The organism is Luteimonas galliterrae, from assembly GCF_023374055.1.
Taxonomy (GTDB): domain Bacteria; phylum Pseudomonadota; class Gammaproteobacteria; order Xanthomonadales; family Xanthomonadaceae; genus Luteimonas_C; species Luteimonas_C galliterrae.
On record NZ_JAMBEP010000002.1, the window covers coordinates 176,359 to 192,829 of the forward strand.

Below are 16,471 nucleotides of genomic sequence, written 5' to 3' on the forward strand. Positions count from 1 at the left end.
CGCGCCCACGGCGCGTGATACACAAGCCGGGCCATGCTGGCTGGGCAACGGACGGCCGCGAAACAGGGGGTTTCATGCGATTCGACAGCCAGGCCCGGAAGGGTCTTTTGTTCCGCCGTATCGCTTCGTTGGCGGCAGTCTTTTTCCTGGTGGCCTGCGGCACCGCAGCGGCGGACGAACTGTCCGCCTTCGACGGCGCACTACGCAGCATGCAGATCGATGAGCGCGTGAAGCCGCAGAGCGACACGCCGTTCGGCGAGCAGGTCAACCCCTACATCGGTTCGGTCAGCTTCAAGCAAGCCGATGTGGTCGTTCCTGGCAACGGGCCGACGATTTCGCTGGTGCGCGACACGCTCACGCCGCGTAACAATTATCGATCGCTGGTACCCCACGCCTTCGGTGACTGGACGCTGTCGGTACCGCAAATCCACACCATCGCAGGCAAGCCAGGATTTGGCGGTGGCACCATAGCCGAGTACTGGGATATCGATAGCCTCCAGACACCTTACGCTCGCTGCACTCAAATCGGCCCGCTGGACACGGACTCGGTCGTCAACACCCTCTGGTGGGAGGGTTACGAAATGATCACCGAGGACGGCGAACGCCAGGCGCTGCTCAAACGCGACCCGGACAATACCGCCAAGCCGACGATGACCCTGAATGGCCAACCGGTGGTCTTTCCGGTGGTCACCGAAAAGAACTGGCAGATCGGGTGCCTACCCAACACCAGCAATGGCGAGGTGGGCGAAGCGTTCTTGGCGGTGTCGCCGGACGGCACCAAATACTGGTTCGACCGCCTGGTCGGCGACGGGCTGGAAACGATCAAGGAGATGGACGACGGCGTGATCGTGCGCCAAAGCCTGAGACGTGCACGCATGCTCGTCACTCGCATCGAGGACCGCTTTGGCAATTACCTCACCTACGCCTACGACGATAAAAAACTCACCTCGATCACCGCCAGCGACGGCCGCAGGGTCGATATCGCCTGGCGCGCCGATTACGCATTGGTCGACAGCATCACCGTGCAGCCGGCGGCAGTCGAGCCGCGCGTGTGGCGTTACGAATACACCAACCTGGGCGACACCACCTCGCAACTGACTGGCGTGGTATTGCCGGATCTGACGCGCTGGAGTTTCAGTCTGCATCCGCAGACGTCGTGGATCCAGACCAACATGAGGCCCTGCGGCATCCGCAGCGGCTTGCCGGCTAGCAGCGCCACCGCCACGCAGACGCTCACCAGCCCTAGCGGCGCCACCGGCACGTTCACCTACAAGCAGGTCTGGCATGCGCGCTACGTGGTCAGTGCATGCGTGCAGATGCCGAACATAGACCCCTACGAAGAGACCCCGGCGCTGTTCACCACCCAATCGCTGATCCAGAAACAGGTCTCCGGCCCGGGCTTGGCGACGCAGACCTGGACCTATGCTTACCAGCCCGCTGTGGGCGCAGCTTCTTACGATCCTTGCGCGCAGAACGGCACTTGCCCGACGACCAAGTGGGTGGACGTCACCGAACCTGACGCCGACCGCACCCGTTACACGTACAGCATATCGCAGGGCACCGATGGGCGGCTGCTGGACCAGGACACTTATGACGGTGCCACGCTCCTGCGCAGCGAGACATACGAGTACGCCGCCGCCAATCAAGGCCCGTGGCCCGCCATGCTCGGCAGCCCGATGGCGAACGGCAATCTGGGCGGCGCCATTTTCCAATGGACGCCAATGAAGAAGCGCACCTTGGTGCAGCAGGGCACCACTTACCTCTGGCAGGTGAACAACTTCGACACCTTCGCCAAGCCGCTTAGCGTGACGCGCTCGAGCGCGCCTGGCGGTTATACCCGCACCGATACCACTCTCTACGACCACAATTTCGGCAAGTGGGTGATCGGTCAGGTGACGACTTCCACCAACACCAACACCGGCCTGGTGGAGGTGGAAACCGACTACGACAACGTCACCGCGCAGCCGCTGTCGACCAAATCCTTCGGCAAGCTGCGGCAGACGATGACCTACCACGCCGACGGCACCCTGGCCACGGCCAAGGACGGCAACAACAACGTCACCACCTTCGCCAACTGGAAGCGCGGCGTTCCGCAGAAGGTGACCTACGCCGACACCAAGTACAAATCTGCTTCGGTCGACGATTTTGGTCAGCTCACCTGGGTCGAGGACGAGAACCGCTACCGCACCTGCTACGACTACGACGTCATGGGCCGCCTGACCGGCATCACCTACCCGTCCGAAGCCGCTGCAAACCTGTGCAATACCACCACCTGGGCCAAGACCACACTGAGCTTCGCCAAGAACGGCAGCGCGGTCTACGGCTTGCCGGCCGGCCACTGGTACCAATCGGTCGTCACCGGCAACGGCCGCAAGGTGACCTACTTCGATGCCCTGTGGCGGCCGGTGGTAGCCACTGCCTACGACAACGCCAACATTCCTGGCACGCTCAGCCAGACGGTGACCCGCTACGACAGCGACGGCCGCTCCATCTTCATATCGTATCCGCAACGCGAACTGAGCGCAGCGGTGTACAACACTTGGGCCAACCCGGCCATCGCCCTGACCCTGCCGGGCACCGGCACCACGTATGACGCGCTCGGGCGCGTCGTGCATGTGAAACAAGACAGCGAGTTGGGGGTGCTGACCACCACCACTGCCTATCTGAGCAACGCCGATGGCCCGTACACCGTAGTCACCAACCCGCGCAGCTTCCAGACCCGCACCTGGTTCCAGGCCTACGACCAGCCCAACTACGACATGCCGGTCGAGATCTGGCATCCGGAAGCCACCCGTACCGTGATCGACCGCGACGTGTTCGGCAAGCTCAAGACGCTGACCCGCCGCAACGACGCCGGCACGGTCTCGCTGGCCCGCAGCTATGCCTACTTCGCCAGCCAGGAGCTGTGCCGCACGATCGAACCGGAGACCGGCGCGACCGACTTCGGCTACGACGGCGCCGGCAACCTGAAGTGGTCGGCCGCGGGTCTGCCGACGAATATCGGTTGCGATGTAGAGGGCGACCACTCGGTGATCGCACCGCGCCGCGTCGACCGCACTTACGATGCCCGCAACCGTCTCGAGCTGCTGAGTTTCCCCGACGGCCGCGGCAACCAGCAATGGCAGTACTGGGACGATGGCCTGGTGAAACAGGTCACGACCTACAACGACATCGCGATGGGCGGGCAAGTGGACAACGCCTACGCCTACAACAAACGTCGGCTATTGCAGAGCGAGAGCATCGCCGAGCCGGGCAACTACAGCTGGGCACTGGGCTATGGCTACAACGCGAACGGCCATCTGGCGAGCCACCAATATCCCGGCGGCCTGGTGGTGAACTATGCGCCCAACGCCCTGGGCCAGCCTACGCAGGCCGGCAGCTACGCCACGGGCGTGAGCTATTACCCCAACGGCGCGATGCAGCAGTTCACCTACGGCAACGGCGTGATCCATCAACTGACCCAAAACACCCGCGGCTTGCCGGATCGTAGCCTGGACATCTACCAATCCACACACTACCTGGACGACGGCTACGACTACGATCAGAACGGCAACGTAGCCGCGATCAGCGACGGGCGCGATGCCGAGCACCGCGGCAACCGAACGATGACCTACGACGGACTGGATCGTCTGCAGACCGCGGTGTCGCCGATGTTCGGCAACGCCAGCTACGGCTATGACGTGCTGGACAACCTGACCCGGGTGACGATCGGCGGGCCGGCCATACGCGACCACTATTACTGTTACGACGGCGCGAACCGGCTGACCAACGTGAAGACCGGCAACTGCAGCGGTACCAGCGTGATCGGCCTGGGCTACGACGTACAGGGCAACATAGCCAACAAGAACGGCCAGACGTTCGACTTCGACTACGGCAACCGCCTGCGCGAGGCGACCGGCAAGGAAGCCTACCGTTACGACGGCCACGGCCGCCGCGTGGCGGCACTGGCCCCAGCGGGCACGATCTATTCGTTCTATGGTCAGGACGGCGCCTTGCGCAGCCAGCGCGACGAACGCCGGACCGAAGCCTACGACTACATCCGTTTGAACGGCAGCCTGGTCGCGCGCGTAACGGGAACCACGCCGGTGATCGGCACGCCGGTGGTCAGTGCGCCGGCCAGCGACCCCGATGGCAATTACACGGTGCAATGGACGACGGTCACGGCGGCCACGCAATACGAACTGCAGGAGTCCATCAACGGCGGCGCCTGGCAGGCCGCGTACGTGGGCGCCGGCACCAACAAGGCGATCGGGGGCAAGCCGGCAGGCAGTTATGGCTACCGCGCCCGCGCCTGCAAGAGTGGGCCTTGCGGTAACTGGAGCGCGGCCGCCACGGTGGTGGTGAACCAGCCGCCGGCCTCTGCGCCGACGTTGACGGCCCCGACCACGGCCGCCAACGGCAACTACAACGTGAGTTGGAGCGCCATCAGCGGCGCCACCGGCTATACTTTGGAAGAGAGCACTAACGGCGGTGCCTGGACGGCCGCGTATACCGGCCTGAACTTGAGCAAGGCCTACACCGGCAAGTCGGCCGGCAGCTACGGCTATAGGATCAAAGCCTGCAACGAGTTCGGTTGCAGCGCCTACTCGGCGGCCAAGACCGTGCAAGCCGTCTATGCGCCGGCCGCGCCTGTGCTCAACGCACCGGCCAGCAGCACGAACGGCAGCTATGCGGTCAGCTGGGCCGCAATCGTCACAGCCGCAAGCTACCGACTCGAAGAAAGCGTGAACAACGACGCATGGACGCTGGTCCAGGACGCGGCGGCCCTCAGCAAGACCTTCAGCGGCAAGGCAAACGGCAGCTATCGCTATCGCGCCCAGGCCTGCAATGTGGCCGGTTGCAGCGCCTACTCGGCGCTCAAGACGGTGAGCGTGCTGCTCCCGCCGGCAGCGGCGCCGGGCCTGACTGCGCCAGCCAGCAACGCCACCGGCAGTTACGCGGTCAGCTGGACCGCGGTGGCCACGTCCACCAGCTACACCTTGCAGCGCAGCGTCAACGGCGGCGCCTGGAGCAACCGTTACAGCGGCGCCAATCTGTCCTTCAATGAGAGCGGATTGGGCGCAGGCAGTTACGGCTACCGGGTGCAGGCCTGCAACGGCTCGGGATGCTCGGCTTTCAGTGCGACCAAGACCACCACGGTGCAGTTCCCGCCAGCCATGCCCGCCAGTCTGACCGGCAATACTGATCCGGATCCCGACTTGCCCGGCTCGCGTAACTTCTATGTGTTCTGGAGCGCTGTGAGCGGCGCCACCTCCTACGAGTTGCAGGAGGGCGGCACGACCGTCTACAGCGGTCCGCTCACCAACTATATGACCTCCGGCAAAGGCACGCGCACGTTCAACGTGCGCGCCTGCAACGCTGCGGGATGCTCGGCCTGGAAAGGCCCGCTGGTGCTGTGATGAGGACGCCAACCATGACGATCGCGAACCGACTCATCACCTGCCTGACCCCGCCGGTATTGCTGCTGGCCGCGCCGTTGGCTCGGGCCCAGACCGTGGTCTACTACCACACCGATGCCTTGGGCTCGGTGGTGGCAGTGACCGACGCCAACCGCACGGTCATCGAGAAGAACGAGTACGAACCCTACGGCAAGGTGGTCAACCATGCCTTGCAGGACGGCCCGGGCTATGCCGGCCACGTGGCCGACGCCCAGACCGGGTTGATCTATATGCAGCAGCGTTACTACGACGACGATCTGGGCGAGTTTCCGACGGTGGATCCGGTGACGGCGACCAGTGTTGGTGGGAATTTCAATCGGTATTGGTATGCAAATAACAACCCCTATCGATTCGTCGATCCCGACGGGCGGAAACCCGAAGACAATTCTCCACCGCCTCAGGATTGTGGGGACCAACCATGTCCGTCGCGTCGCGAGAAGAAAGAGCAAAGAGACCGTGAACAGAGGTCGGATATAGTTCTTATCCGTTCACAAACGACAGTGTTAGGCAATGTTACGGTTTCTGGTGCTGGCGACACCGATGGTATCGCCAGGGCAACTGCCACACCGATGCGAGAATTCACTGCAATCACTAATCAAGAGGCGTGCGCAAACTTTTGCCCAATCTTCAATGGGGAGGGTTACGTAACTGGATATTCCGCGCAGATTGTTACTCAAGGATCCCGTGCGTGGTGTGTGGCTATGCCTTGCGGAGGTGGGGCTATGTCACATGGACAAAACCACACACATTCATTTCGCCCATATATCGGCACAGCACTCGATGTTAGCCGAAATGATGCAATAAGATTTGGCCAGAGGAACCCTCCTGGCTTAGTCTTTTCTAGTATGGATAAAGGCGTCACCAATATTTATCTAACAACGGAAAGAAATCTGTTCAACTATTTGAACGGAAAGGTCAGAAAACTCCCATGAATATCAAGTTCTTATCGCTAGTAATGGCTCTTGTAACTTGTTCCAGAGTGGACGCGGAGTCACTTGGCGCATCTCCATGGACTGAAATTTCCTTCAAGAATGAAAATGGGGACGGCATCATTATTACCGTCGACAACAAACGGAATTTGATTAACAAGATCAGTATTAAAAATGAACGCTGTAGCGGGAATATCTTGGGCGTATCTGTTCCGGGGGTTATTAGCCTGAATGGCGTCGAGTTCTTGGAAGATAAAGACGAAAATGGAAAGAAGAACATCCTCACTATTCCTTTCCTAAAGACTTCTGGCGACTCCCAGAAAATGGGTACGCTAGCTCTCTCAATCCGTCAGTGCACGTTGATTGCGAGCGAAACCTACTGATTGCAAAATGGGGACAGAGCGCCCTCTTCTGATGTGTAAGGGCCGCAGGCTGGAGTCAACCCCTGCATCATGACTTTCGAAGACGCATACCTGTCAGCAGCAACCGCGACCTTGCTTTCTTATCGGTGTTCGAGGTCGCGGGATTCTCAGAATGACGATGTTGGGGTTTCACCCCAACCTACGGATCCGCCGTTCCGGCGCGATACCCAGCATCCCGCCACCCCCGCTTTCTCGCCGTCACCCGGGTCTGCTAACTTGGCCCCATGGCCGTCGGCATCCTGCTCATCACCCATCCCGGCATCGGCGCGCCGCTGATCGCGGTGGCCACCCAGTTGCTGCGCCAGCTGCCGCTGCGAGCGGAGGCGTTCGAGGTGCCTTTCGACGGCGACCCGGACGCCCTGCTGCCGCAGGCCAGCGCGGCTTTGCGGCGGGTGGACGGCGGCGGCGGGGTGCTGGTGCTGACCGACCTGTACGGCGCCACGCCCAGCAACCTGGCGGCCAAAATCGCGCGGCTGGGCACGCCGGTGCGGCGGGTGTCCGGGCTGAGCCTGCCGATGCTGCTGCGGGTGATGAACTATGCCGACCTGGAGCTGGACGAACTGCCGGCGATCGCCGCCGCCGGCGCCCGCAACGGAACCATCATCGATGACGCGTGACCCCTCCCCCACCCTTAACCGCGACCGTCACCATGCTTGAGCGCGAACTCGTCGTCAGCAACCGCCTGGGCCTGCATGCCCGCGCCACCGCCAAGCTGGTGCAGCTGCTGTCCGGCTACCGCTGCAACGCGACGCTCACCGCGAAGGGCCGCGAAGTGAACGCCAAAAGCATCATGGGCGTGATGCTGCTGGCCGCAGGCCAAGGCACGTCGGTGATGCTGCGCGTGGACGGCGAAGACGAAGCGGATGCGGCGGCCGCCGCCGTCGATCTGTTCGCACGCAATTTCGACGAGGGTTCCTGATGCGGCAGCCGCTGCCCGGCCACGGTGCATCGCGCGGCAACGCGCTGGGCCGTGCCCGGGTCCGGTTGCCGCATGCGCTGGACGTACTGGAAGAGCACATCGCCGCCGATGCGGTCGATGCGGAACTGGCCAAACTGCATGCCGCCATCGATACCGTGCGCGGCGAGATGCGCGACCTGCGTGAGCGCCTGCACGGCGCGCTGGCGCACGAAGTCGGCGAATTCCTGGACCTGCATACGCTGCTGTTGGACGACCCGGAACTGCTGCAGGGCCTGGACGACCTGATCCGCACCGGCCGCTACAGCGCAGACTATGCGCTGCGGCTGCAACGCGACCGGCTGGCGGCGGTGTTCGCCGGCATGGACGATGCGTACTTCCGCAGCCGTGTCGACGATATCGACCAGGTGATCGGGCGCATCCATGCCGCGCTGCATCGCCGCGACGTCGGCGCCAAGGGCACCTCCGGCGAAATCCTGGTGACCGACAACGTGGCGCCGGCCGAGATCGCGCAGCTGCAGGCGCAGGGCGTGGTGGCGATCGTCACCTCGGCCGGCAGCGTGCTGTCGCACAGCGCCATCCTCGCCCGCAGCCTGCATCTGCCGCTGGTGGTCGGCGCCGCGCAGGCGCTGCAGCGGATCAACGACGGCGACGTCCTGATGGTCGACGGCGGCAACGGCGAACTGATCGTCGAGCCCGACGCCGCCGACCTGCGCTCGTACCGCGCGCGGGTGCGCGAGTTGGCGCGCGAGCGCAAACAGCTGTACCGGCTGCGCCGCGAACCGGCGCGCACCGTCGACGGCATCGACATCAAGCTGTACGCCAACGCCGAATCGCGCGAGGACGTGGCCGAGGCGCATGCGCTGGGCTCGGCCGGCATCGGCCTGTACCGCACCGAATTCCTGTTCCTGCAGCGCAACGAAGTGCCGGACGAGGAGGAGCAGTTCCGCGCCTACCGCGACGTGGTCCTGGGCATGACCGGCCGCACGGTCACCATCCGCACGCTCGACCTGGGCGCCGACAAGGCCGACCGCACCGGCTTGGTGATGAGCGACGAACCCAATCCGGCGCTGGGCGTGCGCGGCGTGCGCCTGTCGTTGTCGCGCCAAGCTCTGTTCGAGACCCAACTGCGCGCCATCGTCCGCGCCAGCGGCTACGGGCCGGTGCGCGTGCTGGTGCCGATGGTGAGTTGCCGCGAGGAAGTGGTGGCGGTGCGCAAGCTGCTCAAGCGCGTGATCCGCGACCTGAACAGCAGTGGCCACGAAATCGCCGACCATATCCCGCTGGGCGCGATGATCGAGGTGCCGGCTGCGGCGATCGCTCTGCCCAGCTTCATCGGTGCGGTCGACTTCCTGTCGGTGGGCACCAACGACCTGGTGCAATACCTGCTGGCCGCCGACCGCAACAACGAGGCGCTGGCCGATCTGTATTCGCCGCTGCATCCGGCGGTGATGCGGCTGCTGCACGCCATCATCCGGACGGCGCACATGCGCGGCAAACCGGTGGCGGTGTGCGGTGAAATGGCCGGGGACGCGGTGTTTACGCCGCTATTGCTGTCGCTGGGCCTGACCGAATTCAGTCTGCATCCGGCGACGCTGCTGGAAGTGCGCAAAGCGGTACGCGAATGCGACCTGGCCGACCTGCGCAAGCGCAGCAGCGCGTTGCTGCGGGCACGGGATCGCGAGGCGATCGAGCGGTGGATGCATTCTTAGCGGAATTTACACTTGCTTTAAGCCTCATTCCCGCGAAGGCGGGACCGCGCAGGTAAGGATCCCAGCGACTGTCGGCACAACGGATGGCCGAAGGGCAGCGGCATGTCATCCAGCCACTTTGCGCCGCCTTCTTTGTAGAGCGGGGCTTGCCCCGCTGCTCTTGCTCTTAAGCCGTTTGCTCTAAGGCCCGCTCTTAAGCCGTCATCCCAGCGAACGCTGGGACCCATGTTGCTCTGGCGCTTGCCCTTAAGCCGTCATCCCGGCGAAGGCCGGGATCCAGGCCTGCGTCCTCGCAGGTGCGCTGCGACTCGCGCCATGGACAAAGGCTTCCGGCTGCGCCGGGTCACTTTCTTTGCTGGCCCAAAGAAAGTAACCCAAGAAAGGGCCTGAACTGCGGTGCGATGCGTCGCGCCTGAAAGTCCGCCAGCGGACCTGCTTTCGTCGCAGGTGGCCTTCTTACGCAGGTACTAGATTTTGATTCGTAGCCTATGGGTGACGTGGCTTTTGCGGATTTTCGCTAAGGAGTAGTTCTTGTCGATCGCCTCGAATCTCAATGTCGAAGCGACGGAGGAATCCCGAGCGCTGGCGAGCGGTGGCCAAGCACACGGGGTAACCCCATCGCCGGGATCCCTTCCAAAGGCCCTTTTTCTTTGGTTACTGTTCTTTTTGGGCCCCACAAAAAGAAAGTAACTCGGCCGCGGTTTGAGCGGACGAAACCCCGGCCCAAAGGGCCGGCAGGTCGTCAGAACCCCAAGCCAAGGCAGCGGAGCAAGCTCCGCTCTACAAAAGAAAGCATGAGCAAATCTCCCCGGCCCCTTTTTCAAAGGGGGGAGACAAGCAAAGTCGCTGGATCCCAGCCTTCGCCGGGATGACGGCTTTAAGGGCGAAGGCGGGCTTTAAGGGCGAAGGCGATGGATGCCGGCGTACGACGTCACGGCTGGAAGCATGGACAATCTTCCTGGCCCTCTTTCTCGAATAGGAAGATAGCGGGTGCTATTGGCAAGGACTTGGCCCTGCCTGGAACGCCGCCACGGTTTCGCCCTTGCGGTGATCCAGCAGCAGGAACCACAGCCCCGGCTCCACCCAATCGCCCGTTTGCTGGGTGCCGCTGGCCTGATTCGTGCCCAGGAACACCTGTCCGTCCGTCGTGCGCAGGCGCAATTCCAGATCGATCTTGTCGGCAGCGGGCACCTGCCATTGCACCGTCCCGCGATAGCGCTGGCCGCGCGCCTTGCAGTCGGCAGCGGGCTGCGGATCCAGCTTGAAGACGACGCCTTCCTGCTGGAACGCCTTCGTCGGGCCCGGCTGCGCCTGCTCGCGGCCGCAGGCGCCCAGCAGCAGGATGCCCGTTAACAGCAATGCGCTTCTCATGTGCAAACCTCCCAAGGTCCGGCGCGAGCCTAACCACAGCCGCGTGACGGCCGGATGCAAGCGATGGGTGGGCTTCGCGCGCCGCGCAGGCGATAATGTCCGCATGAACGCCTGACCCTGTCGCGCCCGCGTGGTGCGACGCCGCCACCGGAAGCCTGCATGGCCGAAGCCGTCCGCCACGACAAGACCGCGCGCCAGCTGCGATTGCTGTCCGATGCCCTGGACAGCGGCCGGCTCGGTCCTGTGCGCCGGCTGGTCAATACGTTGTCGCCTGCGGAAATCGGCAACCTGCTCGAATCGCTGCCGCCGGGCAAGCGCGAAGTGGTTTGGGGCCTGGTCGATCCGGAAGACGACGGCGAAGTGCTGGTCCACGTCGGCGACGAAGTGCGCGAAGGCCTGCTCGCGGACATGGATCCCGACGAAATCGTCGCCGCGGTCGAAGACCTGGATATCGACGACCTCGCCGACCTGGTCGAAGATTTGCCCGACACCGTCATCGACGAAGTGCTCAAGTCGATGGACCGCGAGAACCGCGAGCGCCTGGAGCAGGTGCTGTCCTACGACGAGGACACCGCCGGCCGCCTGATGAATCCGGACGTGGTGACGGTGCGCGCCGACACCACGGTCGATGTGGTGCTGCGTTACCTGCGCCTGCGCGGCGAATTGCCCGAACACACCGATCACCTGTACGTGGTCAGCCGGCGCCACCAATACCTGGGCCGGATCGCGTTGCAGTCGCTGCTGACCCATGAGGCGAACACGCCGATCAACCAGCTGCTCGACGACGAGCAGCCGGCGATCGATGTGCAGGAATCCTCCGACGAAGTCGCGCGCCAGTTCTCCGACCACGACTGGATCAGCGCGCCGGTGGTGGACGACAACAACATCCTGCTCGGCCGCATCACCATCGACGACGTGGTCGACATCATCCGCGAACAGGCCGAGCACCAGGCGCTCAGCGCAGCCGGCCTCGACGAGGACGAGGACCTGTTCAGCCCCGTGCGGCGCGCCTTCCGGCGCCGATTGATCTGGTTGAGCGTGAACCTGGGGACCGCATTCCTGGCGGCGAGCGTGGTCGGCCGCTTCGAAGCCACCATCGAAAAAATCGTGGCGCTGGCGGTGCTGATGCCGATCGTCGCCGGCATGGGCGGCAATGCCGGCACGCAGGTGTTCGCGCTGATGGTGCGCGGCCTGGCGCTGGGGCAGATCGGCCGCTCGAACGTGCCGACCCTGGTGTGGAAGGAAGTGCGCGTGGCGCTGATAAACGGTCTGGCGCTCGGCCTGTTGCTCGCCGCCATCGTCTGGCTGTGGTACCGCGACATCAAACTGTCGGCGGTGATCGCCACGGCGTTGACCATCAACCTGTGCTCGGCGGCGCTGGCCGGCGTGTTCGTGCCGGTCACGCTCAAGCGCATGGGCTTCGATCCGGCGCTGGCCGGCGGCGTGATCCTGACCACGGTCACCGACGTGATGGGCTTCCTCAGTTTCCTGGGTTTGGCGACGCTGATCCTTTTGGGTTGATCTTCCGCATCGTCCTCTGGACGTCAGGAGGCGCAGATGATGACCGACGCCGTGTTGTCTGCACTGGTGAATCTGGTGCTGCTCGCTGGATTGCCGTTGTTCGGCTACTATCTGTACCACCGCTTGCGCCACAAGCGCGGGTTCGGCGAAATCGCACGGCGCGCGGGATTGCAGCTCGGCGAAAAGAAATACTTGATCTACAGTGTTTTGTCGGCTGCGGCTTGCGTCGGCCTGTTGCTTGCGTGGCGGCCGGCATTGGATTCCTTCACCGGCGCCACGTCGCCGCAGCGCACTTTTGTGGGCCTGGGGATGAGTGCTGCCTCCATTGCCATGGCTTTGCTTTACGGCATGGTGAAAACCGGGTTCAGCGAAGAATTCCTGTTTCGCGGCCTGATCGCCGGCAGCCTGTCGCGACGGATGCCGTTGCTGTGGGCGAACGTGCTGCAAGCGCTCATTTTTCTGGCGCCACACCTGCTGATCCTGCTCAGCCGTCCCGCCCTGTGGCCGGTGCTACCGGCCGTGTTCGTTGGCGGCCTGCTAACCGGCTGGCTGCGGATCAAGTCGGGCTCCATCATCGGTCCATGGCTGATCCACGGCGCGCTCAATACCGCGACCTGTCTGTACGTCGCTGCGGGCACTGCACCCTGACTTTTGCAGGAGCGGCTTCGGCCGCAAGCTTTGGCCTTCACGAAAAGCGGTCAGAATCAAGTCATGTCGACCCGCAAGGAAAACGCCGTCACTTACGACACCGTCCGCCGGGCCGCGGCGCGCTTCCCCGGCGTCGAAGAAGGCACCTCGTACGGCGCGCCCGCACTGAAGGTGCGCGGCAAGCTGCTGGCTCGGCTACGCGAGGACGGCACCACGCTGGTCCTCAAGTGCGAATCGATCGACCGCGAAATGCTGATGCAGGCGGCGCCCGACGTCTTCTTCGTCACCGATCATTACCGCGACTACCCGCTCGTGCTGATCGACTTGTCCAAGCTATCGCGCAAGGCGCTGCCCGGCCTGCTCGAAGACGCCTGGCGCCGGCTTGCCAGCCGCAGGCAGCTGGCGGAACATGAAGGAAAAGGCGGCGCCTGAACCCGAGAGGATCGCATGGTGATTTTTCGCTTTTTCGCGATGGCCGCTGCGCTTCTGGTGGCGCTCGCAGGATGCTCGAGGACCGACATGCAGCAGGATGGTGGACCCTTCTTGGCGCGCGAAGTAATGGTGGATGGCGCAACGCATCGCTACCAAGTCTTCGTCCCGAAGCGAACCGAGGCGAACGGCAAGCCGCCCGTGATCCTGTTCCTGCACGGCTCCGGCGAACGCGGCAGCGATGGCGTCAAACCGACTCTGGTGGGATTGGGCCCGTACGTGCGCGCCCATGCCGACGCGTTCCCCGCGATCGTCGTGTTCCCGCAGGCGCCCGACGATCAGGAGTGGAGCGACAACGCCCCGCTCGCTTTCGCCGCACTGGATGCGGCCACCGGGGAATTCGGCGGCGATCCGGCCCGCACTTATCTCACCGGCATATCCATGGGCGGCTACGGCACTTGGGATCTGGCGCTGATGCAGCCGCAGCGTTTCGCCGCACTCGTGCCCGTGTGCGGCGGCATCGAGCCGCATCCCGATCGCCCCACCATGGCAGCCCGTTTCGTGCAGGGCCAAGCCGATCCTTTCGCTGCCGCCGCCCAGCGGCTGCGGCGTACGCCCGTCTGGATCTTCCACGGCGCGAAGGACGACGCGGTGCCGCCCGAACAATCGCGGCGCATGGCCGCGGCGTTGAAGGTGGCCGGCGCGTCCGATGCGCGCTATACCGAATTTCCGGATGCCAATCACAACTCATGGGATCCGGCGTACGCGACGCCGGAACTGTGGATTTGGTTGTTCGCGCAGCGGCGTTGAAGCGCCCGTTTTTTTGTAGGAGCGGCTTTTGTGGGAGCGGCTTTAGCCGCGAGCTTCTTGATGCAGGTCGCGGAAAGCTGGGTGGAAAGAGCTCGCGGCTAAAGCCGCTCCCACAAAAGCCGCTTCCACAGAAAGCCGGTCGCATATACGGCTTACGGCGCCAGCAGCGCTTCCAACACCGCCATCCGCACCGCGACGCCGTTCGCGACCTGCCTGAGGATCAGCGACTGCGCGCCGTCCGCGACGTCGTCGTCGATCTCCACGCCGCGGTTCATCGGACCGGGATGCATGACGGCCGCTTCGGGCGCGGCACGGCGCAAGCGGGCGGAATTCAGGCCATAGTCGCGATGGTAGTCGTCGAGGGAAGCGATCAGGCCCTCCTCCATGCGCTCGCGCTGCAGTCTCAGCATCATGACGGCATCGACGCCTTCCAACGCGGCATCCAGATCTTCGCCGATGCGACAGCCGGCGATCACGCCCGCATCCGGCAGCAGCGCGGCAGGCGCGCAAATACGGATCTCAGCCACGCCCAGCGTGCGCAATGCATGCAAGTCCGAACGGGCCACGCGCGAATGCTTCACGTCGCCTACGATCAGTACCTTCAATCCGCCGAAATCGCCCTTGGCCTGGCGCAAGGTCAGCATGTCCAACAGGCCCTGGGTGGGATGCGCATGGCGGCCATCCCCGGCGTTGATCAAGGCGGTGCCTGCGTCGGCCGCGTCGGCCAGCGCCGCCACCGCGCCGTCCTGGGAATGGCGGACGACGAAGCCCCGCACGCCCATCGCTTCGATGTTCTTGAGCGTGTCGCGCGCGGTCTCGCCCTTGGTGGCCGACGAGGTGGCGGCCTCGAAATTGAGCACGTCCGCGCCCAGCCGCTGCGCGGCGCGCTGGAAGCTGAGCCGGGTGCGGGTGGACGGTTCGAAGAACAGCGTGCAGACGGCGGTGCCGGACAGCGAGCGGTCCGCGCCTTCGTCGGCGATGGCTTGGGCGCGGTCGAGCAGCTGCAGCAGGATTTCGCGCGACAGGCCTTCCAGCGTCAGCAGGTGGCGCAGGCGTCCGTTTTCGTCGACTTGATTCATGCTAGCTCGCTGTAAAGCCCCTCTCCCGGGGGAGAGGGGTTGGGGTGAGGGTCCGGAGAAGCAGCGCTGTCGCTTCAACGACGCAACTTCTCCGTACCCTCATCCGCCCTTCGGGCACCTTCTCCCGGCGGGAGAAGGAGAAATGCAAAACCTCACACCACTTCCGTCGCATCCTGCGGCGAAGCCAGCCAACGCTCGACGATCACCGCAGCGGCGACGGCATCGAGCGCCGCAGCATCGCGGCGGCGCTTGCGCCCTTCTGCGCGGTCCGAGGCGAACCGCTGCGCGGCTTCGATCGAACTGGTGCGCTCGTCCACCATCACCACCGGCAACGCATAGCGCGCGAGCAGCGTCTGCGCGAACTCGCGCGCACGCTTGCGGATCGGCTGGTCGCCGCCGTCCAGCGTCATCGGATCGCCGACCACCATGCCGTCGGGCCGCCATTCCTTGCGCAGTTTGTCGATCGCGTTCCAGTCCGGTCCATTGGCGTGCACATCGATCACGGCCAGCGCGCGCGCGCCGTGGCCGAAAGCGCTGCCGACCGCTACGCCGATGCGGCGGGCGCCCACGTCGAAACCGAGCACGGTGCCGTCGCGCTTGATCGCGGCGATGTCGGGCCGGCTTTGATCAGGCATGCCCGGCATAATCCGCCATCCGCGACATGTCCACGCCGATGCGGCCCGCAGCGGCGTGCCAGCGTTCCTCCAACGGCAGATCGAACAGCAGTTCGGCGTCGGCCGGCGCGGTGAGCCAGCTGTTCTCGCCGAGCTCGTGCTCGAGTTGCCCGGCGCCCCAGCCCGCGCAGCCCAGCGCGACGACGACCTGCGCCGGACCTTCGCCGCGCGCCATCGCCTCGAGGATGTCGCGCGAGGTGGTCAGCCGCAGGTTGTCGGCGATCGTCAGCGTGGAATCCCAGTCGCCGCCGTCGTGCAGCACGAAACCGCGTTCGGGGTGCACCGGCCCGCCGGCAAGCACGATCTGGTTGCGCAGCGACGCGTCGTCGGTCTGGATGTGCATCTGCGCCAGCACGTCGCCCAGCGTGTATTCCGATGCCCGGTTGAGCAGCACGCCCATCGCGCCGTCGTCGTCGTGCTGGCAGATCAGCGCCACCGTGCGCGAGAAATTGGGGTCGGCCAACGCCGGCAGCGCGATCAGCAGCTGGTTCGCGAGTTGGATCGTGTCGTCCGACATGGGTC

14 protein-coding genes are annotated in these 16,471 nt (G+C 64.4%); 10 read left to right on the forward strand and 4 right to left on the reverse strand.

Going from position 1 to position 16,471, the window contains the following annotated elements; all coding sequences use genetic code 11:
- The first annotated feature begins 107 nt into the window (after positions 1–107).
- The 6 genes from M2650_RS11495 to ptsP all read left to right on the forward strand — a co-directional run bounded on the left by M2650_RS11495 (position 108) and on the right by ptsP (position 9,417).
- Positions 108–5,399: an RHS repeat domain-containing protein gene (locus M2650_RS11495; RefSeq protein WP_249474657.1), complete on the forward strand. Its 5,292-nt coding sequence runs from the start codon at positions 108–110 to the stop codon at positions 5,397–5,399.
- Between the two features lie 14 nt (positions 5,400–5,413).
- Positions 5,414–6,370 (forward strand): RHS repeat-associated core domain-containing protein, encoded by a 957-nt coding sequence (locus M2650_RS11500; protein ID WP_249474658.1) that lies wholly within the window; start codon positions 5,414–5,416, stop codon positions 6,368–6,370.
- A complete protein-coding gene (locus tag M2650_RS11505; protein WP_249474660.1) occupies positions 6,367–6,750 on the forward strand; it encodes a hypothetical protein in 384 nt (127 codons plus the stop codon). The genes M2650_RS11500 and M2650_RS11505 overlap by 4 nt, the downstream gene beginning before the upstream one ends.
- Before the next feature lie 263 nt (positions 6,751–7,013).
- On the forward strand, positions 7,014–7,406 hold the full coding sequence (locus M2650_RS11510; protein ID WP_249474661.1) for a PTS sugar transporter subunit IIA: 393 nt from the start codon (positions 7,014–7,016) through the stop codon (positions 7,404–7,406).
- Between the two features lie 32 nt (positions 7,407–7,438).
- Complete coding sequence (locus tag M2650_RS11515; protein ID WP_249475047.1) at positions 7,439–7,708, forward strand: HPr family phosphocarrier protein; 270 nt, start codon at positions 7,439–7,441, stop codon at positions 7,706–7,708.
- Positions 7,708–9,417, forward strand: a complete 1,710-nt coding sequence (gene ptsP, locus M2650_RS11520; protein WP_249474662.1) for a phosphoenolpyruvate--protein phosphotransferase — start codon at positions 7,708–7,710, stop codon at positions 9,415–9,417. The genes M2650_RS11515 and ptsP overlap by 1 nt, the downstream gene beginning before the upstream one ends.
- A gap of 993 nt (positions 9,418–10,410) precedes the next feature.
- On the opposite strand, the gene M2650_RS11525 is transcribed toward ptsP, so the two are convergent.
- Positions 10,411–10,788 carry a hypothetical protein gene (locus tag M2650_RS11525; protein ID WP_249474663.1) on the reverse strand — a complete coding sequence of 126 codons (378 nt, stop codon included), beginning with the start codon at positions 10,786–10,788 and terminating at the stop codon, positions 10,411–10,413.
- 159 nt (positions 10,789–10,947) lie between these two features.
- Here M2650_RS11525 and mgtE point away from each other — a divergent pair, with 159 nt between their 5' ends.
- From mgtE to M2650_RS11545, 4 genes are all read left to right on the forward strand, one after another.
- The gene (mgtE, locus tag M2650_RS11530; RefSeq protein ID WP_249474665.1) at positions 10,948–12,309 is read left to right on the forward strand and encodes a magnesium transporter; all 1,362 of its coding nucleotides are present in this window, start codon (positions 10,948–10,950) and stop codon (positions 12,307–12,309) included.
- A 36-nt stretch (positions 12,310–12,345) separates the two neighbouring features.
- Positions 12,346–12,957 carry a CPBP family intramembrane glutamic endopeptidase gene (locus tag M2650_RS11535; RefSeq protein WP_249474667.1) on the forward strand — a complete coding sequence of 204 codons (612 nt, stop codon included), beginning with the start codon at positions 12,346–12,348 and terminating at the stop codon, positions 12,955–12,957.
- A 63-nt stretch (positions 12,958–13,020) separates the two neighbouring features.
- Positions 13,021–13,389 carry an MmcQ/YjbR family DNA-binding protein gene (locus M2650_RS11540; RefSeq protein WP_249474669.1) on the forward strand — a complete coding sequence of 123 codons (369 nt, stop codon included), beginning with the start codon at positions 13,021–13,023 and terminating at the stop codon, positions 13,387–13,389.
- Positions 13,390–13,404: 15 nt separating this feature from the next.
- Positions 13,405–14,196 carry a carboxylesterase family protein gene (locus tag M2650_RS11545; RefSeq protein ID WP_249474671.1) on the forward strand — a complete coding sequence of 264 codons (792 nt, stop codon included), beginning with the start codon at positions 13,405–13,407 and terminating at the stop codon, positions 14,194–14,196.
- A 152-nt stretch (positions 14,197–14,348) separates the two neighbouring features.
- Here the strand turns inward: M2650_RS11545 and M2650_RS11550 are convergent, their stop codons facing one another.
- The 3 genes from M2650_RS11550 to M2650_RS11560 all read right to left on the reverse strand — a co-directional run bounded on the left by M2650_RS11550 (position 14,349) and on the right by M2650_RS11560 (position 16,466).
- Positions 14,349–15,275 (reverse strand): aspartate carbamoyltransferase catalytic subunit, encoded by a 927-nt coding sequence (locus tag M2650_RS11550; RefSeq protein ID WP_249474673.1) that lies wholly within the window; start codon positions 15,273–15,275, stop codon positions 14,349–14,351.
- Between the two features lie 152 nt (positions 15,276–15,427).
- Positions 15,428–15,910, reverse strand: coding sequence for a Holliday junction resolvase RuvX (gene ruvX / locus M2650_RS11555; RefSeq protein ID WP_249474674.1), 483 nt, complete (start codon positions 15,908–15,910; stop codon positions 15,428–15,430).
- Positions 15,903–16,466, reverse strand: coding sequence for a YqgE/AlgH family protein (locus M2650_RS11560; RefSeq protein WP_249474675.1), 564 nt, complete (start codon positions 16,464–16,466; stop codon positions 15,903–15,905). The genes ruvX and M2650_RS11560 overlap by 8 nt, the downstream gene beginning before the upstream one ends.
- Positions 16,467–16,471: the final 5 nt, after the last annotated feature.